This is a genomic window from Rhodanobacter thiooxydans (assembly GCF_021545845.1).
Lineage (GTDB): Bacteria > Pseudomonadota > Gammaproteobacteria > Xanthomonadales > Rhodanobacteraceae > Rhodanobacter.
This window is the reverse complement of the sequence record NZ_CP088923.1, coordinates 1,172,471-1,191,955: the sequence shown is the minus strand read 5'-3', so window position 1 is coordinate 1,191,955 and position 19,485 is coordinate 1,172,471. Positions and strand designations below refer to the sequence as shown.

Genomic DNA, 19,485 nt, shown 5'->3' with positions numbered 1-19,485 from the left:
GATTCAAGCAAACGGCATGACGACGCGGCGTCAACAGCCGGCCACGACTCAGCTGTCGGCGAACCAGACCAGGCTGGCGAAGCGGCCGCTGCGGGCGCCTTCGCGGCGGTAGGAGTAGAAGCGCGGATCGGCCAGCGTGTCGAAACCGCCGCCATGGATGCGCTGGATGCCGGCGGCCTGCAGCCGGCGCCGCGCCAGGGCGGCGAGGTCGCACAGCCAGTGTCCGGCACGGGTGGCCGCGAAGCAGTCCGCGGCGCCGGCATCGGATGCCACGAAGGCGCTGCGCACCTCCTCGCCCACCTCGTAGGAAGCCGCGCCGATGCACGGCCCCAGCCAGGCCAGCAGCCGCGCCGGCGGGGTTTCCAGCTGGGTCAGGGTGGCCTCCAGCACGCCGGCAGCCAGGCCGCGCCAGCCGGCATGGGCCGCGCCGATCTCGCGGCCGTCGTCGGCGCAGAACAGCACCGGCAGGCAGTCGGCGGTGAGGATGGCCAGCACCGTGCCGGGGACATGCGAGGCCGCCGCATCCGCCTGCGGCTCGTCCGCACCGGGCAGCGGCCCCAGCTGGGCCACGTTGACGCCGTGCACCTGGCGCAGCCAGCGCGGCGCCGACGGCAGCCGCAAGGCCTGCTGCAGCGCGCTGCGATTGGCTTGCACGGCGTCGGGGTCGTCACCGCTGCGCAGGCCGAGATTGAAACGCTCGAACGGCGGCGCCGAGATGCCCGGCCCCAGACGGGTGGTGACCGCCGCGTGGATGCGCGATGGAGCCGGCCAGTCGGGAAAAATCCAGGTATCGGTCATTTTTTCGGGATTCGGGATTCGGGATTCGGGATTCGGGATTCGAGAAGCATCGCACACCCGCAATGCCGGTCATCCGTTCCCCCTTGCTTCAGTAGTGATCCGAACCGTGTTCGGCCAGATCGGCACGCAGCGTCTCGATCAGCCGCTGCTGGTCGGCCGGCCGCTCCGCGCCGAACGACATCGCCTCGCCGGTGGCCGGGTGGATGAACGCCAGTTGCTCGGCGTGCAGCGCCTGCCGACGGAAGCCACGCAGGGCGGCGGCCAGCTCCGCGCTGGCGCCCTTGGGCAGCTTCAGGCCGCCGCCGTACAGCGGGTCGCCGACCAGCGGGTGGCTGATGTGCGCCAGGTGCACGCGGATCTGGTGGGTGCGGCCGGTCTCCAGCCGGCACTGCAGCAGGCTGTGCGCGCGGAAACGTTCGCGCACGCGGTAGTGGGTCACCGCGCGCTTGCCGTCTTCCTCGTCGCGCACCGCCTGGCGCAGGCGGTCGCCCAGGCTGCGCCCGATCGGCGCATCCACCGTGCCGCCGGCCACCAGCGTGCCCAGCACCACCGCCTCGTACTGGCGCTCCACCTCGTGGCGCGACAGCAGGTCGACCAGCGCGGTGTAGGTCGGCAGGGTCCGCGCCACCACCATCAGGCCGGAAGTGTCCTTGTCCAGCCGGTGCACGATGCCGGCGCGCGGCAGCTCGGCCAGCCGCGGGTCGTGGTGCAGCAGCGCGTTGAGCAGGGTGCCGGCCGGGTTGCCGGCGCCGGGGTGGACCACCAGCCCGGCCGGCTTGTCCAGCACCAGCAGGTGCTCGTCCTCGTGCACGATGGCCAGCGCGATGTCCTCCGCCGCGCTGGCCACCTCGTTTTCCAGCTCCACCCGCAGCTGCACCCGCTCGCCGCCGCGCAGCAGCTGCCGCGGTGGCGCGGGCGCGCCGTCCAGGGTCACCGCACCGGATTTGATCCAGCCGCTGAGCCGTGAGCGCGAGTAGTCGGGGAACATCTCGGCCAGCGCCTGGTCGAACCTGCGTCCCGCCGCGCCCAGTGGTACCTCCGCTTCGTGCCGGATCGTGGTCATGCGGGCTTCCGCGGGCTGTGGCCGGTTTCGGCTATCATGCCTTTTCGCTCAAACATCCGAATTCTTTCCTTATGCGCCCAACGATCGACTCGCCCACGCTGCCGATGCCCAAATTGCCTGTACTCAAAGTGCTTGTGGTGCTCGCGCTCGTCGTCTCGATGAGCGCATGTTCGATGTTCAAGTCGAAAAGGGACACCATCGACACGATGCCGCTGGTCGCGCTGTACGACAATGCGCATGCCTCGCTGCAGAACACCGACTATGCGGCCGCCACCAAGGCCTACCAGCGCCTGATCGCGCGTTTCCCGTCGGGCGAGTACAACGAGCAGGCACAGCTGGAGATGGCCTACGCGCAATACAAGGACAACCAGCCGGATGATGCCTCGTCGACCGTGAACCGCTTCATCAAGACCTATCCGGCCAACAAGCACGTCGATTATGCCTATTACCTGCGCGGCCTGATCAATTTCGATCGTACCAGCGGCATGATCGATCGCTACATCAACCGCAAAGGCTCGCAGGCGCGCCGCGACCAGGGCTACAACCTGCAGTCGTTCGACGACTTCTCCGAGCTGTCGCGGCGCTTCCCGGACAGCGCGTACACCGCCGACGCGCGCCAGCGCATGATCTACCTGCGCAACATCCTGGCCCAGTACGAGATCAACGTGGCCGAGTTCTACCTGCGCAACAAGGCCTACATCGCCGCCGCCGACCGGGCGCAGTACGTGATCGAGCACTACCAGCAGGCGCCGCAGACCGGCGACGCACTGGCCATCCTCAGCCGCAGCTACCTGGCGCTGGACCAGAAGACCCTGGCCGACCAGAGCCGGCAGGTGCTGGCGCTGAACTACCCGGGCCATCCGTACCTGACCGACGCCAAATGGCCGCACGCGCCGTCCACGCTGCGCAAGATGGTGCCGTTCTCGGGGCATCATTGAGGCAGGGCGCGCAGCGCCCCGCGGGATTCGGGGACGGGATTCGGGATTCGCAAAAGCCGAAGCCTGCACGACCGTCGCTCTTCCGTATCCCGTATCCCGTATCCCGTATCCCGTATCCCGAATCCCGTCATCTCCAACCGGAAGTGATGGGATAGCGGCGCTCGCGGCCGAACGCACGGGTGGTCACGCGGGGGCCGGGTGCCGCCTGCCGCCGCTTGAACTCGTTGACCAGCACCAGCCGTACCACCCGATGCACCACGTCGGCGGCGAAACCGGCGGCGACGATCTCCGCCTGCGACTGCTCGCCCTCGATGAAGCGCGCCAGGATCGCATCCAGTACCTCGTACGACGGCAGCGAATCCTGGTCGGTCTGGTTGTCACGCAGCTCGGCCGAGGGCGGGCGGGCGATCACCTCATCCGGGATTGGGGATTCGGGATTCGGGATTCGTGAAAAGCCGCCGTCGCGCGCCGATGCGCTTGGCCGAATCCCGAATCCCGAATCCCGATTCCCGGCCCCATTGCGCCAGCGCGCCAGCCGGTACACCACCGTCTTGTAGACGTCCTTCAGCGGTGCATAGGCGCCGCACATGTCGCCGTACAAGGTGGCGTAGCCGACCGCCATCTCGCTCTTGTTGCCGGTCGCCAGCAGCAGCCGGCCGTGCTTGTTGGACAGCGCCATCAGCAGGGTGCCGCGGATGCGCGACTGCAGGTTCTCCTCGGTGGTGTCGGCGGCCTTGCCGGCGAACGCCGGGGTCAGCGCCGCGATGAACGACCGGTAGGTCGGTTCGATGTCGATCACGTGGTAATCCACGCCCAGCCCCTGCGCCTGGGCTCGCGCGCCGTCCAGCGACAGTTGCGAGGTGTAGCGCGTGGGCATCATCACGGCGGTGACCCGTTCGGCACCCAGCGCGTCGACCGCCAGCGCCAGTACCAGCGCCGAGTCGATACCGCCGGACAGGCCCAGCAGCACGCCGCCGAAGCCGTTCTTGTCGATGTAGTCGCGGGTGCCGCGCACCAGGACGGCGTACAGCGTCGCCTCCGGCGATGCGTCGGCGGCCACCGGCCAGCCGTCCGCCGACCAGCGGCGCGTGGCCGGGTCGAACTCGGCCCACAGCAGCGCGTCGACGAACGCCGGCGCGCGTGCGGCGACCGTGCCGTCGCCGTCCACCAGCAACGAGCCGCCGTCGTAGACCACCTCGTCCTGGCCGCCGACCAGGTTGAGGTAGGCGATGGCGCAACCGGTTTCCCGCGCGCGCGTCTGCAGCACGGCCTCGCGCCCGGCCTGTTTCGCGCCGTCCCACGGCGAGGCGTTGATCACCAGCAGCAGCTCGGCACCCTCGGCCGCGGCCTGCGCGGCGGGCTCCGGCTGCCACACGTCCTCACAGATCAGAAACCCCACCCGCACCCCGTCGACCACCGCGGTAGTCGACTCGTGACCGGGGCGGAAATAGCGCTTGTCGTCGAACACACCATAATTCGGCAACACCTGCTTGTGCGCGGTGCAATCCACCCGGCCATCGCGCAGCAGGCTGGCCGCGTTGAATACCTCGCCCTCGCTGTGCGGATGGCCGACCAGGGCCGCGACACCGTCGGTCGCCGCCGCCAGCACGGCCAGTTCGCCGGCGCAGGCGGCCAGGAAGCTCGGCCGCAGCAGCAGGTCCTCTGGCGGGTAGCCGGAGAGGGTCAGTTCAGGAAACGCCACCAGTGCGGCGCCGCCGTTGCGTGCCCGCGCGATCAGGTCGCCGGCCTTGGCGGCATTCGCCGCCACCGCACCGACCGGAAAATCGTATTGGGCCAGTGCCAGACGCAGCCTTGCCATGCAGCGTGCTCCCAGAATGACGAAGGCCGCGACACGAGTCGCGGCCTGCGCATTTTAGAGCACTATGGAGCCGACTTACGCCGGACCGACTGCTACTTCATCAGCTTGGCGAGCGCCTTGCCCAGGTCGGCCGGCGACTTCACCGTGGTGACGCCAGCCTTCTCCAGCGCGGCGAACTTCGCCGCGGCGGTGCCCTTGCCGCCGGAGATGATCGCGCCGGCATGACCCATGCGCTTGCCGGCCGGAGCCGAGGCGCCAGCGATGAACGACACCACCGGCTTGGTCACGTACTCGCCGATGAACTCGGCGGCGTCTTCCTCGGCGCTGCCGCCGATCTCGCCGACCATGATGATGCCCTCGGTCTGCGCGTCGTCCTGGAACAGCTTCAGGCAGTCGATGAAATTCAGGCCGTTGATCGGGTCGCCGCCGATGCCGATCACCGTGCTCTGGCCGAGGCCTTCGTTGGTGGTCTGGAACACCGCTTCATAGGTGAGCGTGCCGGAGCGTGAGACCACGCCGACCCTGCCCTTGCTGTGGATCTGGCCGGGCATGATGCCGATCTTGCATTCGCCGGGGGTGATGATGCCGGGGCAGTTCGGCCCGATCAGGATGGTTTCCGGGTGCTGCGCCAGCACGTTCTTCACGCGCAGCATGTCCAGCACCGGGATGCCTTCGGTGATCGCCACGATCACCTTGATGCCGGCGTCGATCGCTTCGAGGATCGAGTCGGCCGCAAACGGCGGCGGTACGAAGATCACCGACGCGTCGGCGCCGGTTTCGAGCACCGCTTCATCGACCGAGTTGAACACCGGCAGGCCGATGTGCTGGGAGCCACCCTTGCCCGGGGTGACGCCGCCGACCACCTGGGTGCCGTAGTCGAGGCACTGCTGTGCATGGAAGGTGCCCTGCTGGCCGGTGAAGCCCTGCACGATCACCTTGGTGTTTTTGTTGACCAAAACGCTCATGTGTGTGTCCTGTGTTCGTGTAGGAGCGCACCTTGTGCGCGATGGCTCTTCGTCACGTGACGGAAAGCATCGCGCACAAGGTGCGCTCCTACAGGGTTATTTGGCCGCAGCCACGGCTTTCTGCGCCGCGTCGTTGAGATCGTCCGCCGGCGTGATCGCCAGGCCGGAATTGGCCAGCAGTTCGCGGCCCTGATCGACATTGGTGCCCTGCAGGCGCACCACCACGGGGATCTTCAGGCCCACTTCCTTGACCGCGGCGATGATGCCCTCGGCGATCAGGTCGCAGCGCACGATGCCGCCGAAGATGTTGACCAGGATGCACTTCACCTTGTCGGAGGACAGGATCAGCTTGAACGCCTCGGTCACGCGCTCCTTGGTGGCGCCGCCGCCGACGTCGAGGAAGTTGGCCGGCTCGCCGCCCGCCAGCTTGATCACGTCCATGGTGGCCATGGCCAGGCCGGCGCCGTTGACCATGCAGCCGATCGAGCCGTCCATGGTCACGTAGTTGAGGTTGTTCTGCACCGCGGCCGCCTCGGCGGCGTCTTCCTGGGTGAGGTCGCGCATCGCGGCCAGGTCGGCGTGGCGGAACTCGGCGTTGTCGTCGGAGTTGACCTTGCCGTCCAGCGCGGCCAGGTTGCCGTCCTCGAGGATCGCCAGCGGGTTCAGCTCGACCAGCGAAAGGTCCTTCTCGTTGAACAGCTTGTACAGGCCCAGCATGATCTTGGTCAGCTGGTTGACCTGCTTCGCGGTCAGGTCCATAGCGAAGCCGAGGTTGCGGCACTGATACGGCTGCAGGCCTTCGACGAAGTCAACCACCACGGTGTGGATGTCTTCCGGGGTCTCGCGGGCGACCTGCTCGATGTCCACGCCGCCGTGCTTGGAGGCGATGAAGGACACGGCCTTGGAGTCGCGGTCCACCAGCACCGACAGGTACAGCTCCTTGGCGATGTTGGTGGCATCGGTCACCAGCACCAGGTTCACCGGCAGCGCGCGGCCGGCCGACTGGTAGGTTTCCATGCGGGTGCCGAGCATGCCCTTGGCGGCGGCGTGGACGTCGTCCAGGTTCTTGCAGAACTTGACGCCGCCGGCCTTGCCGCGGCCGCCTGCGTGGATTTGCGCCTTGACCATCCACTGCGAACCGCCAAGCGCCTTGGCGGCGTCGACGGCAGCATCGGGGGAACTGGCGATCTTGCCCGGCGGCACGGCGATGCCGTACTGCGCGAACAGTTCTTTGGCCTGGTATTCGTGGAAATTCATTCGATACCTCGAGCGAACGGAGAAACGATGGCGGCCGCACGCGACACAACAGCGTGGGTCAGGAAAGTCGGACGGCGGATGGAGGCGCTGCCGATGCAGTGCGCCTGCCGGACCGAACCGGCAAACCGCGCAATACGGCCGCTTATTTTCGCGGAAGCGGGCGCCGATGGAAAGGGCCGTCGCCAGCCTGGTGCCGACCGGCGGCCACCGGAGCGCCCGCGCGGGCTGGTTCCAGGCGTTTTTTGCCGCGCTCACAGCGCCGACCGGCGCGTCTATACTCGCCCGACCGCGGAAATGCGCCGCTCCAACCGGTACATCCCTCCAGTATAGGCCGCACGATGTCCAGCACAGCACCCCTGACCGGCCAGCGCGCGGGCGCCGCGACGATCCGCCATGAGCTGACCTTCCTCAACGCGTTCCGGCTGGTGCAGGCGCTGGTCTACGCCGGGCTGGCCTTCAGCCCGCCGGGGCTGGGCTGGCCCGAGCTGGCCAAGCCCGACTTCGCCCGCGGCGTGACCATGCTGTACCTGGTCTTCGCGCTGGTCATGCTGCTGTTCAACCGGCGCAGCATGCCGTACGCACGCACGGTGGTGGCGACGACCCTGGCGGTGGACATCGCCGCCGCCGTGCTGGCGATCGCCGCGATGCACGATGCGCGCATCGGCATCGCCATGATGCTGGCGGTGAACCTCAGCGCCGGCGCGCTGATCCTGCCGCTGCGGCTGTCCAGCTTCTTCGCCGCGCTGGCCACGCTGGGCATGCTCGGGCATACCTTCTTCGGCACCTCGGCCAGCCCCGGCGACCGCGACCTGCTCGAAGCCGCGCTGTTCGGCCTGGCCTACTTCGCCACCACCACGCTGTGCCACGTGCTGGGCCGGCAGCTGCGCGCCACCGAGGCGCTGGCCGAGCAGCGCAGCACCGACCTGGCCAACCTGGCCCAGGTCAACGAGCTGATCATCCGCCGCATGAAAACCGGCGTACTGCTGGTGGACGACGCCAACCGCATCCACCAGATCAACGAATCGGCCTGGATGCTGCTGGGCAACCCCGGCGCCGACCAGCGCGATCTCGGCCAGCTGGCGCCGGAACTGTCGCGCCGGCTGTACCACTGGATGACCTCGGGCAAGCTGGACGAGACCGCCACCCAGCTCGCCGACGGCGTGCCGGAGGTGGTGCCGCGCTTCACCCGGCTGGCGCCGAACGACGACTCGCACGTGCTGATCTTCCTCGACGACACCTCGCTGCTGTCGCGCCGCGCCGAGGAGCTCACGCTGACCTCGCTGGGCCGGCTGTCCGCCTCGATCGCGCACGAGATCCGCAACCCGCTGGCGGCGATCCGCTATTCGGCCCAGCTGCTGGCCGAATCGACCAGCATGGACAGCACCGACCAGCGCATGGTCGAGATCATCAACAACCACTGCATCCGGCTCAACGAGATCATCGAGAACATCCTGCAGCTATCCCGGCGCGAGCGCTCGCGCCCGGAGACGCTGGACCTGGGCCACTGGGCGCACGCCTTCGTCGAGGAGTACAGCCAGGGCAACGACCTCGGCGGCGATTCGCTGCGCGCGATCGCCAACAGCAGCACCCCGGTGGCGGCGGTGGCCGACCCGCAGCAGCTGCAGCAGGTGGTGTGGAACCTGGTGCAGAACGCGCTGCGCTACGGCCGCCTGCCCGGCGAGCCGGCGCGGGTGATGGTGGTGGCCCGGCAGGGCGAGCACGGCGTACCGATCCTGGAAGTGATCGACCGCGGTCCTGGTATCGCGCCGAAGGTGGCCGCGCAGATCTTCGAGCCGTTCTACACCACCCACGAGTACGGCACCGGCCTGGGCCTGTACCTGGCCCGGCAGATGAGCGACGCCAACCAGGCCGCGCTGGAATACGTGCGCGTGGCCGGCGGCGGCAGCTGTTTCCGGCTGGTGCTGACGCCGCCGGCGCGCAGCCCGGCCGACGCCGCCGAAACCGCGCAGGCGGACGCCGCGCGCTGAAGCTCAGGTGCCGCGCACGATCAGGCTGACCGGCAGGCTTTCTGGGCTGGCCGGCTCGCCCTCGATCAGCGCCAGCACCTTGCGTGCCAGCAGCATGCCGCCCTCCTGCCAGTCCTGCCGCACCGAACTCAGCGGCGGCAGGAAGCTGGCGCCGAGCGGCATGTCGTCATAGCCGACCACCGACACGTCGGCCGGCACCGAGCGCCCCAGGTCCAGCGTGGCGCGAATCGCGCCCATCGCGACCAGGTCGTTGCAGGCGAAGATCGCGTCGAAGCCGACCTTGCGCTGGTGCAGCGAGTGCACCGCATCCATGCCCGAGTCCACGGTGAACTCGTCGCGCCGCATCAGCAGCGGCTTGATCCCGCGCAGCGCCAGCGCGTCGATGAAGCCGTTCAGGCGCTCGAAGATTTCCGGGTGGCTGGGGTTGCCGATGAACACCGGCCGGCGCCGGCCCAGCGCGATGAAGTGCCGCGCCACCACCGCGCCGCCGAGGCGATTGTCGCTGCCCACCACCACGTGCGCGTCGCTGGCCGACTGTGCGCCCCACACGACCATCGGCAGGTTCAGCTTGTCAAACCGGCGCACCGCGTCCTGGTGCGCGCCCTGGCCCAGCAGGATCAGCCCGTCGGCGGCCTGCACCGCCGCCGCGCTGGCGCCCTGGCGGGTGGTCAGCAGCACGCTGTAGCCGGCCGCGGTCAGTTCCTGCGAGATGCCGCCCAGCAGCACCAGCGGGTAGGGATCGAACATGGTGCGGTCGGTGGACGGCTTCATCTCCACTATTACCGCCACGGTATGGCTGCGGCGCAGACGCAGGTTGCGCGCGCTGATGTTGAGCTTGTAGTCGTGCTCGCGCGCCAGCGCCTGGATCCGCTCGCGGGTCTGCGGATTGACCAGCAGGCTGTTGCCCAGCGCCCGCGAGACGGTGATCTTGGATACCCCGGCCAGCTCGGCCAGGTCGGCCATGGTCAGGCCGCCCGACGCGTGATGGCGCGCGTCCTTCTTGCTCAACTGCCCGGTTCCCTGTTGGTCTGGCCGATCCCGGCCCGGTGCCGCGACGCTGCCGGACGGCAGCGATGGCCCAGGCCGGCGCCCGCAGTGTGTCGACATTCACCCTGCCGATGCAAGCTCGCGCCGCGCCGGCGTTTGCACCGGCCGCACACCGGCGCGCATGGCGGGCGCGAGGCTCCGGCCGCCGCCTCCTGTCGCAGCTTGGTCATGGCGATCCCCACGGCAATTGTTATCGGTATCTTGATACCGATAACAATTGCTGCCAAGCTCGCCGCCAGCCGCAGCCTCGCGGGCCGCCCGGCCCGGTGCGCCGGACGGAGAAATGGGGACTCATGGTGGACAGCTACGCAGCCGTGCTGCTCGATGCCGAGGTGCCGTCCGTCGGCGCCGAGGTCGTGATCGACCCCTGGCTGCTGGTGCGCCACGGCACCGACCCGGCCGGCTTTGCGCAGGACGAGAGCCTGTTCGCGCTGGCCAACGGCACCCTCGGCGTGCGCGGCAACCTGGAGGAAAGCGACAGCGCCAGCCAGGCCACCCTGCTGTCCGCCGTGTGGGAACGCAGCCCGATCGACTACCACGAACGGTTCCCCGGCTTTGCCGCGCATACCGACACGCGCATCCCGGTCGCCGACGCCGCGCGCATCCACCTGCGCCTCGGCGACACGCCGGTACGGCTGGACCAGGGCACCTGGCTGCATTTCGAACGCGTGCTCGACCTGCGCCAGGGCTGCTACCGGCGCCGCTTGCGCTGGCGCTCGCCGGAAGGCGCCACGCTGGAGATCGAGGCCGAGCGCATCGTGAGCCTGGAAGACGCCGGGCTGCTGGCGATCCACTACCGCGTGCGCTCGCTCGACTACGCCGGGCCGATCACGCTGGAGTCGTCCATCAGCACCGCGCGCGAAGCCGCCGAGCAGGGCTTCGATCCACGCATCGGCAGCCGCATCAACGGCGGCCTGGGCACCTGCGACGCCCACGCCGGGGAGGACCTCGCCTGGGTCGGCCAGCAGACCACCCACAGCGGCATCCGGCTGGTCTGCGCGCAGCGGCAGCGGCATGCCGGCGAGCTGCGCTTCCGCCACGCCAACCTGGCACCGCACGGCGTCACCCAGGTCTACGAGGGCGTGCTGGCGCCCGGCCAGGCGGTCAGCCTGGAAAAATACGTCGCCTATGCCTTCAGCTCGCCGTTGGGCGGGGATCAGGCCACCGACCTGCTCGCCCGCGCCCGCGCCTCGCTGGATACCGCCGACGCACTCGGCTACCCGGCGCTGCTGGCGCGCCAGGCCCGGGCGCTGTCCACGTTGTGGGCGCAGGCCGACCTGGCCATCGACGGCGACCCGACGACCGAGCAGGCGCTGCGCTTCAACCTGTTCCATCTGTTCCAGTCGAGCAGCCGCGACAGCCACGGCACCACCGCCGCCAAGGGCCTCACCGGGGAAGGCTACGAAGGCCACTATTTCTGGGACGCCGAGGTGTTCATGCTGCCGGTGCTGGCCACCCTGGCGCCGGAACTGGCGCGCGCGATGCTGCTGTACCGCTACCGCACGCTGGACCACGCGCGCCGCCATGCGCGTGAGCTGGACCACCCGCACGGCGCGCTGTACGCGTGGCGCACGATCAGCGGCGACGAGTGCTCCTCGTACTTCCCCAGCGGCTCGGCGCAGTACCACATCAACGCGGCAGTGGCCTGGGCAATCCGCCTCTACGTCGACGCCAGCGGCGACGACGCGTTCCTGCTCGCGCACGGTGCCGAAATGCTGTTCGAGACCGCGCGCATCTGGCTGCAGATCGGACACTTCAGCGCGCGCCACGGCGGCGCCTTCTGCATCCACGAGGTAACCGGCCCGGACGAATACTCCGCCCTGGTCGACAACAACCACTACACCAACCGCATGGCGCAGCGGCACCTGCAGGACGCCGCCGACGTCGCCGACTGGATGGCGCTGAGCCACCCGGCCGAACATGCCGCGCTGGGCGCGCGCATCAACCTGCAGGCGGACGAGGCAAGCCAGTGGCGCCGCGCCGCGCGCGCGATGCACCTGCCGGTGGACGCCGCGCTCGGCATCTTCCCGCAGGACGACGGCTTCCTCGACAAGCCGCGCCTGCCGCCGCAGCTCGCCGCCACGCCCGGCCGGCAGCCGCTGCTGCTGCTGCTGCATCCGCTCACCCTCTATCGCCACCAGGTCTGCAAACAGGCCGATACGCTGCTGGCCCTGATGCTGGCCGGCGAGCAGGTCGAGGTGGCCGCCAAGCGCCGCAACTTCGACTACTACGAAGGCGTCACCGTGCATGACTCCACCCTGTCCGCCTCCACCTTCGCGGTGCTCGCGGCCGAAGTGGGCTACGCCGACAAGGCGCACGGTTATTTCCTCGACACCCTGCGGGTCGACCTGGACGACCTGCACGGCAACGCGGCGCACGGCCTGCACATGGCGGCAATGGCCGGCAGCTGGCTGGCGCTGAGCTGGGGCTACGGCGGGCTGCGTGTGCACGATGGCCTTCCCGCGCTGGCGCCGCGGCTGCCGGCGGCATGGAAAAGCTACCGCTTCGGCCTGCGCTGGCGCGGGGCGCACCTGCGCGTGGAGGTCGATGGCGACGGCGCGCGCTACACCCTCACCGAGGGCAGCTCGCTCACCTTCCTGCACGACGGCCTGCCGCAGCGCCTGCACGCCGGCCAGCCGTTGCACCTGCCCTGCGCGGGCTCCGTCGCTCCGCCGCCGCTGAAGGCGGTGGTGTTCGACCTCGACGGCGTGCTCGCCGACACCGCCGTGTTGCACCGCGCGGCATGGCAGCAGCTGGCCAACGAGATCGGCGCACCGCTCGACGAAATCACCGCCGGGCGCATGAAGGGCGTGGACCGTCGCGGCTCGCTGGACATCCTGCTGGAGCACGCGCCGCGCTCCTACAGCGAGACGGAGAAGGAAGCGCTCGCCGCACGCAAGAATGCCCACTACATCGAACTGATCGGGCGCCTCGGCCCGCAGGACCTGCTGCCCGGCGCGCGCGCCGCGGTGGAGTCCGTGCGCCGCGCCGGGCTGAAGACCGCGCTGGCCTCGGCCAGCCGCAACGCGCCGCAACTGCTCGAGCGGCTGGGTATCGCCACGCTGTTCGACTGCGTGGTCGACGCCGGCCGCATCGCCCGCTCCAAGCCCGACCCGGAGATCTTCCTGGCGGCGGCGCGCGGGCTGGGGCTGGCCCCGGGGGAATGCCTTGGCGTGGAAGACGCCGCGGCGGGCATCGCCGCCCTGCACGCGGCGGGCATGGCGGCGGTCGGCATCGGCCGCGCGCAGGAGCTGGACCAAGCGGATGTGCTGCTGCCGGACATTGCCGCGTTCGACATCAGCCGTTTCATAGCATGAGCGGCCCTTCCGCGCAGCCGGCACGCTGCGTTGCGCGGTCAAAAACAATTCAACTCAACTGGTGGGGAGTAACCGAAATGAAGACCAAAAAGCTGTCGAGACTGAGCCTTCCGGTGGCCATTGCCGCCATCCTGTTCTGCGGCGCGGCCGTGGCCCGGGACGCCACGCCCGCGCCGGCGCCAGCCAGCCAGGCGCCGGCGAAGAAGAGCACGGCCGAGCAGAAGGCCGACGCCGCCAAGGCCAAGTCCCTCGAGCAGGTGGTGGTGACCGGCAATACCGCCACTGGCGGCCTGCGCAAGATCGACACCAGCTACTCGGTCACCACCGCCTCGGCCGAGCAGATCAAGATGGCCAACCCGAAAAGCACGGCGGACCTGCTGAAGATCTCCCCCGGCATGTGGCCGGAATCCACCGGCGGCCAGACCGGCGCCAACATCGAGATCGCCGGCTTCCCGGGCGGCGGCGACGCGCCCTACTTCAGCACCCAGTTGATGGGCTCGCCGCTGTACGGCATGCCCACCCTGTCGTTCTTCGAGACCACCTCGCTCTTCCGCCTCGACGACACCGTCGAGCGGGTGGAGATCCTGCAGGGCGGCCCGTCGGTGGTGTTCGGCGACGGCCAGATCGGCGCCACCGCGAACTTCATGCTGAAGACCGGCACCGACGTGCCCAGCGGCAGCGTCGGCGTCACCTACGGCAGCGAGAACCTGCGCCGCGTGGACGGCTTCCTTGGCTTCCCGCTCGGCAACAACTGGTACGGCAGCGTGGGCGGCTTCTATCGCGATTCCGACGGCGTGCGCGACCCGCAGTTCGCCGCGGACAAGGGCGGCCAGTTCACCGCCACGCTGAGCCACGACAGCGACAACGGCAGCCTGACCCTGTACGCGCGCCACCTCGACGACAAGAACCAATTCATCACGCCGATTCCGCTGCTGCAGAGCGGTACCGACCATTTCAGCGCCTACCCCGGCTTCGATCCGCTGACCGACACCTACTACAGCAAGGCGATCCAGCACGTGCAACTGCCCGGCTACCCCGGCGGCGGCACCGACGCCAACCTGGCCAACGGCCGCGGCACCAAGTTCAGCTTCTTCGGCGGCAACTTCGACTACGACCTGGGCAACGGCTGGAACATCTCGGACAAGTTCCTGCTCGACGGCGGCGACGTCGACACCAACGCGCTGTTCTCGGGCAACAACCCCGGCCGCATGAGCGACATGCTCTACACCAACGACCCGAGCATGGGCGGCTTCGGCCTACCCGCCGGCTCGGCCACCGCCAGCTACGTGAACGGCGGCGGCCTGGTCGACCCGAACCAGAGCGTGATCCACCAGGGCTGGTGGTACATCCACAAACACCTGAAGAACATCAGCAACGATTTCCGCCTGAGCAAGGAGCTGTTCGAGGGCAACACGCTCACCGGCGGCCTCTACCTGGCCCACTACACCATGAACGACAAGTGGGCGCTGGGCAACCAGATGCTGATGACCAACGCGCCGAACGCGCAGCCGATCCGGGTCAGCTACGTCGACAACGGCCAGACCAAGTACCTCACCGACGGCCAGGGCTTCCTCGACTACGGCGCCTACAACATCGCCCAGCACGGCAGCGCCACCAACAAGGCGTTCTACCTGTCCGATGTGTGGCGCATCGGCAAGTGGCTGATCGACGTGTCCGGCCGCATCGAGAACGAGAACGCCACCAACAACGTGTGCAACCTCACCAACGTCAACCTCGACGGCAACTTGAACACGCTGTACGACAACAGCGTGCCGGTATGCAACGGCACCTGGGCGAAAACCCGCTACGACAAGACCCACCCGTCGTGGACCGTCGGCGTGAACTACGAGCTGGCCGACAACATGAGCGTCTACGTGCGCGCCAACAAGGGCGCGCACTTCGGCGACTTCGACAACGCGCTGCGCGGCAACACCACCGGCAACACCCCGCCGCTGCAGAAGGTGCAGAACTTCGAAGGCGGCTTCAAGTACCAGTCCGACCTGTTCTACGCCGACATCAGCGTGTACCACCGCCAGTTCAACGGCCTGGCCTACCAGCCCACCAACGGCCAGGGCGTGCCGGTCGGCGGGCAGGCGCTGTACGGCTCCGACTCCAAGGGCGTGAACCTCGCTGGCGCGGTCACACCGTTCGAGAACTTCAAGCTGCAGGTGGTCGCCAACTATCTGGACGGCCACTACACGCACAACAACTCCTGCTTCCTGTTTACCGACCTGGTCAGCGGCTCCACCCAGTGCATCGGCATCAACGGCAAGCAGCTGCAGCGCCAGCCGAAGGTGCGCTACATGCTCACGCCGAGCTACCGCCTGCCGTTCTCCTGGGGCGACGTCACCGCCTTCGTGACCTACACCCACGTCGGCGCGCACACCCAGGACCAGTCCGCGCTGCAGCAGCTCGGCAGCTACAACACCTGGGACTTCGGCATCGTCGCCAATGTGGAAAAGAGCTGGCAGATCCGCCTGCAAGGCACCAACATGACCGACGAACTGGGCCTGACCGAGAGCAACTCGCGCATCTTCGGCTCCGCCGCCGGCACCGATGGCGTGATCCTCGCCCGCCCGATGGAAGGCCGCGAGGTCAACGTGACGGTGAAGTACCTGTTCTAAGCCTGGGTTGTTGCAGGGCACGCGGTCCGGACCGAAACCTCAGGGCGGTCCGGACCGCGTTTTTCCGCCGTACCGACACCGTACCGCCGGGGGTGACATGAACCGAATCCGCATGATTGTCGCGCTGGCACTGATCTACATGATCTTCGCGATCCTGCTCAACAGCGTCGGCACGGTGATCCTGCAGTCGATCGCCACGTTCGGCATCGACAAGCCCGCGGCCAGCGCGCTGGAGCGCTACAAGGACCTCACCATCGCGTTTACCTCGTTCCTGGTCGCCTCGTTCCTGCCGATGTTCGGCTACCGGCGCTCGATGATGCTGGCGCTGGCGATCGTCGGCGCCGCCTGCGTGCTGATGCCGCTCTACCCCAGCTTCCTGACCACGCGGCTGCTGTTCGCCTGCGTGGGCGTCGGCTTTGCGATGGCCAAGGTCTGCGTGTATTCCTCGATCGGCCTGCTCACCACGGACCGCGTCGCCCACTCGCGGCTGACCAACACCATCGAAGGCCTGTTCATGCTCGGCGTGCTCGGCGGCAACTGGCTGTTCAGCGCGTTCGTCGACCCGCTGCACCCGGGCAACCCGGTGTGGGTCAACGTGTACTGGCTGCTGGCCGGCGCCTGCGCGCTGGTGATCGTGCTGCTGGCCAGCAGCCGCCTGGACGAAAGCGCCGCGCACGCGCACGGGCACAACAATTCGTTCTCCGACTCGCTGCTGGAGATGCTGCGGCTGTTCGTGCGGCCGCTGGTGTACGTGTTCCTCGCCTCGGCGTTCCTGTACGTGCTGATCGAGCAGAGCTTCGGCACCTGGCTGCCCACCTTCAACAACGAGATCCTGAAGCTGCCGAACACGATGAGCATCCAGTTCGCCAGCATCCTCGCCGGCATGACCGCGCTGGGCCGCATCGGCGCCGGCGTGGTGCTCAAACGCGTGCGCTGGCACGTACTGCTCAACGCATGCGTGGTGGCGATGGCCGTCCTGGTCGTGCTGGTGCTGCCGCTGGCGCGCGGCGTGGTGGCGCGGTCGGACGTCGGTTGGTTCAACGCGCCGCTGGCGGCGTACCTGATCCCGCTGCTCGGCCTGCTGATGGCGCCGATCTACCCGGTGATCAACTCGGTGGCGCTGAGCTCGCTGCCCAAGCCGATGCATGCGGCGATGACCGGCCTGATCGTGGTGTTCTCCGCGCTCGGCGGCACGCTGGGCTCGTACATCACCGCCCGGGTGTTCGCCAGCTTCGACGGCATCCACGCGTTCTATTTCTCGCTGCTGCCGATGAGCCTGATCCTGGCCACGCTGTTCCTGTTCAAGCGCGAGACCGACCGCGCCGGCGCCGAGGCGCCGGTGGCGATCAGGATCACCGCGAAATAGCCGCCGCCTGCAGCGATCATGAAACTGCGCCACGCACTCCTCGCCGGCCTGTTCCTGATCGTCGCCGCGCCGGCGCAAGCCGCGACTGACCCCAGCTTCCTGCTGACGGCCACCGCGAAGGACTTCGCCAGCTACTTTCCCGGCCAGCTCGGCAACGGCTACCAGTCGACGCTGACCTCGCCGCGCGGCACCGAGGGCAACCTGGCCTACCTGGTCGCGTTCATGGACTACGCCAAGGACGATATTTCGCGTCCCGCCGCGGTGCCTGGCTGGAGCGAGATCGACTACAGCACCGGCCACTCGCCAGCCGGCCACTTCTGGCTCAACCGGGCCGCGCTGGACCCGGCCGTGTTCCAGGACTACCAGCAGCAGCTGAATATGCGCGAGGGCACGCTCACCACGCGCTACCGCTACCTCGACCATGGCCGGGCCACGCGCATCGAGGTGACCAGCCTGGTCAGCCAGGCCTCGCCCCATCTCGCCGCGACGCGGCTGTCGATCACGCCGGAGTTCGACGGTGAGGTGCAGCTGTCGTTCGCGCTGAACCTGTGGGCGCCGCACCAGCCGCGCCTTCCGCTGGCGCGGCTGAGCGGCGACGAGATGCAGGAGGCGGTGGCGGCGCACAAGCTGAAGCTCGAACCGGTCGCGCCGGCCACGCCCGACCGCGCGGTGCTCTGGTACCACGGCGACACCCACGTCACGGCCGCCGACGGCGACGCGGCCGACCGCACGCTGTGGCTGGACGGCCGCGCCGAACAAGGCCTGTCGATGGCCGAGGCGGCTGCGATCGAGCTGCCCGCGGACCTGCAGCCCAGCGACCTGCGGGTCTACCGGAGCCGTTATCGGCTGGCGCTGAACCTCACCGCAAAGGTGCGCAAGGGCCAGACCTACACCTTCACTAGGTTCGTCGCGCTGTCGCGCGCGGGCTGGGGTGGCGACGCGAAGGCGGACCGCACGCTGGCCACGGCCGCGCGCACGGCTGGCTTCGATCGCCTGCTGGACGCGCACCGCCACGCCTGGAGCGAACTGTGGCAATCGGACATCCGCATCGACGGCGATCCGCAGGCGCAGCAGGTCGTGCACTCCGACCTCTACTACCTGCTGTCCAACGTCACCGCCGACACCGCCTGGCCGACTGGCGCCTGCGGCATGACGCCCGGCTACGCCGGCCACGTGTTCTGGGACAGCGACACCTGGGTCTTTCCCGCGCTGCTGCTGTTGCATCCGCAGCGGGCGAAATCGCTGGTGATGTTCCGCTCCCGCACCCTGCCGGCGGCCGAGGCCCGGGCGCAGGCCCGCGGCCTGCGCGGCGCGATGTTCCCGTGGGAGGCCGATCCGCAGAACGGCAGCGAGCAGACCCCGCACATGGCCTACGTGCTCGGCGAGCGCGAGATCCACGTCAACGCCGACATCGCCATCGCCCAGTGGCAGTACTACCTGGCCAGCGGCGACCGCCAGTGGCTGGCCCGCCACGGCTGGCCGGTGATCCGCGACGTGGCGGATTTCTGGGCCAGCCGCGCGACCTGGGTGGCAGACCGGCACCGCTACGAGATCCACCACGTCACCTCTGTGCTGGAGGCCTACAACGACGTGCCGAACGACACCTTCACCAACGCCTCGGCGCGCAAGGCGCTGGAGATCGCCGTCGCCGCCGCGGCCGTGGTCGGCGCAAGACCGGACCCGCACTGGTCGGAGGTCGCGGCGCAGCTGTACATCCCGTTCTCGGTGAAGGACGGCCACCATCTGGATTTCGACGAAAACGTGCCGCACGACATCGACGCCTGGGGCGACACCGCGCTGCCGGCGCTCGCCTATCCCTCGCTGGACCTGCCGATGAGCGCCGAGGTGCGCCGCAACGATTTCGACTACGCGATGACGCTGACCGGCCGCTCGCAGCAGGAGCCGAACAGCATGGGGCTGTCGCCGGTGTCGATCGCCGCCGCCGCGCTGGGCGACGCGCAGACGGCCGGCGCCTGGTTCCAGCGCAACCTGACTACCCGCGTGCTGCAGCCGCCGTTCAACGCGCGCACCGAGACCGCCACCAACAACACCGGCTATTTTCTGACCGCCTCGGGCGGCCTGCTGCAGAACATCCTCTACGGCTTCACCGGCCTGCGCCTGAAACGGGACGGACTGGTCGAAGCCTACGCGCCGGTGCTGCCACCGGCGTGGAAGTCGTTCACGCTGAGGCACGTAAGCCTGCGCGGCCGCTACTACGACATCACGGTGCGCCGCGCCGCCGACGGCAAGCCGGAGCTGGTCCGCCACGCGCTCTGAACCGCCGGCGCCGGGTTGCAGGCCCT

At 68.8% G+C, this 19,485-nt stretch carries 12 protein-coding genes; 6 read left to right on the top strand and 6 right to left on the bottom strand.

All coding sequences use genetic code 11. From position 1 onward, the window contains the following. Positions 1 to 48: 48 nt before the first annotated feature. Positions 49 to 798 carry a peptidoglycan editing factor PgeF gene (gene pgeF / locus LRK53_RS05050; protein ID WP_027493328.1) on the bottom strand — a complete coding sequence of 250 codons (750 nt, stop codon included), beginning with the start codon at positions 796 to 798 and terminating at the stop codon, positions 49 to 51. Between the two features lie 88 nt (positions 799 to 886). Then, entirely contained in the window at positions 887 to 1,861 is a 975-nt protein-coding gene (rluD, locus tag LRK53_RS05045; RefSeq protein ID WP_027493327.1) for a 23S rRNA pseudouridine(1911/1915/1917) synthase RluD, read from the bottom strand. Positions 1,862 to 1,932: 71 nt separating this feature from the next. Here rluD and LRK53_RS05040 point away from each other — a divergent pair, with 71 nt between their 5' ends. Then, a complete protein-coding gene (locus LRK53_RS05040; RefSeq protein ID WP_037090069.1) occupies positions 1,933 to 2,799 on the top strand; it encodes an outer membrane protein assembly factor BamD in 867 nt (288 codons plus the stop codon). 127 nt (positions 2,800 to 2,926) lie between these two features. Here the strand turns inward: LRK53_RS05040 and LRK53_RS05035 are convergent, their stop codons facing one another. The 3 genes from LRK53_RS05035 to sucC form a co-directional block, all read right to left on the bottom strand. Continuing rightward, positions 2,927 to 4,618 (bottom strand): NAD+ synthase, encoded by a 1,692-nt coding sequence (locus LRK53_RS05035; RefSeq protein ID WP_027493325.1) that lies wholly within the window; start codon positions 4,616 to 4,618, stop codon positions 2,927 to 2,929. A 92-nt stretch (positions 4,619 to 4,710) separates the two neighbouring features. Beyond that, positions 4,711 to 5,583 (bottom strand): succinate--CoA ligase subunit alpha, encoded by an 873-nt coding sequence (gene sucD, locus LRK53_RS05030; protein ID WP_027493324.1) that lies wholly within the window; start codon positions 5,581 to 5,583, stop codon positions 4,711 to 4,713. A gap of 96 nt (positions 5,584 to 5,679) precedes the next feature. Further along, the gene (sucC, locus tag LRK53_RS05025) at positions 5,680 to 6,840 is read right to left on the bottom strand and encodes an ADP-forming succinate--CoA ligase subunit beta (protein ID WP_027493323.1); all 1,161 of its coding nucleotides are present in this window, start codon (positions 6,838 to 6,840) and stop codon (positions 5,680 to 5,682) included. A 338-nt stretch (positions 6,841 to 7,178) separates the two neighbouring features. Between sucC and LRK53_RS05020 the strand changes: the two genes are divergently transcribed. Continuing rightward, positions 7,179 to 8,828 carry a sensor histidine kinase gene (locus tag LRK53_RS05020; RefSeq protein ID WP_027493322.1) on the top strand — a complete coding sequence of 550 codons (1,650 nt, stop codon included), beginning with the start codon at positions 7,179 to 7,181 and terminating at the stop codon, positions 8,826 to 8,828. 3 nt (positions 8,829 to 8,831) lie between these two features. Here the strand turns inward: LRK53_RS05020 and LRK53_RS05015 are convergent, their stop codons facing one another. Further along, on the bottom strand, positions 8,832 to 9,836 hold the full coding sequence (locus LRK53_RS05015; protein WP_027493321.1) for a LacI family DNA-binding transcriptional regulator: 1,005 nt from the start codon (positions 9,834 to 9,836) through the stop codon (positions 8,832 to 8,834). 332 nt (positions 9,837 to 10,168) lie between these two features. Here LRK53_RS05015 and pgmB point away from each other — a divergent pair, with 332 nt between their 5' ends. The 4 genes from pgmB (at position 10,169) to LRK53_RS04995 (ending at position 19,459) form a co-directional block, all read left to right on the top strand. Beyond that, positions 10,169 to 13,192, top strand: a complete 3,024-nt coding sequence (pgmB, locus tag LRK53_RS05010; RefSeq protein ID WP_027493320.1) for a beta-phosphoglucomutase — start codon at positions 10,169 to 10,171, stop codon at positions 13,190 to 13,192. A 77-nt stretch (positions 13,193 to 13,269) separates the two neighbouring features. Next, positions 13,270 to 15,816: a TonB-dependent receptor gene (locus LRK53_RS05005; protein WP_027493319.1), complete on the top strand. Its 2,547-nt coding sequence runs from the start codon at positions 13,270 to 13,272 to the stop codon at positions 15,814 to 15,816. Positions 15,817 to 15,913: 97 nt separating this feature from the next. Continuing rightward, positions 15,914 to 17,182 (top strand): MFS transporter, encoded by a 1,269-nt coding sequence (locus LRK53_RS05000; RefSeq protein WP_027493318.1) that lies wholly within the window; start codon positions 15,914 to 15,916, stop codon positions 17,180 to 17,182. 18 nt (positions 17,183 to 17,200) lie between these two features. Further along, positions 17,201 to 19,459: a glycoside hydrolase family 65 protein gene (locus LRK53_RS04995; protein ID WP_235642539.1), complete on the top strand. Its 2,259-nt coding sequence runs from the start codon at positions 17,201 to 17,203 to the stop codon at positions 19,457 to 19,459. The last annotated feature ends 26 nt before the right edge of the window (positions 19,460 to 19,485 follow it).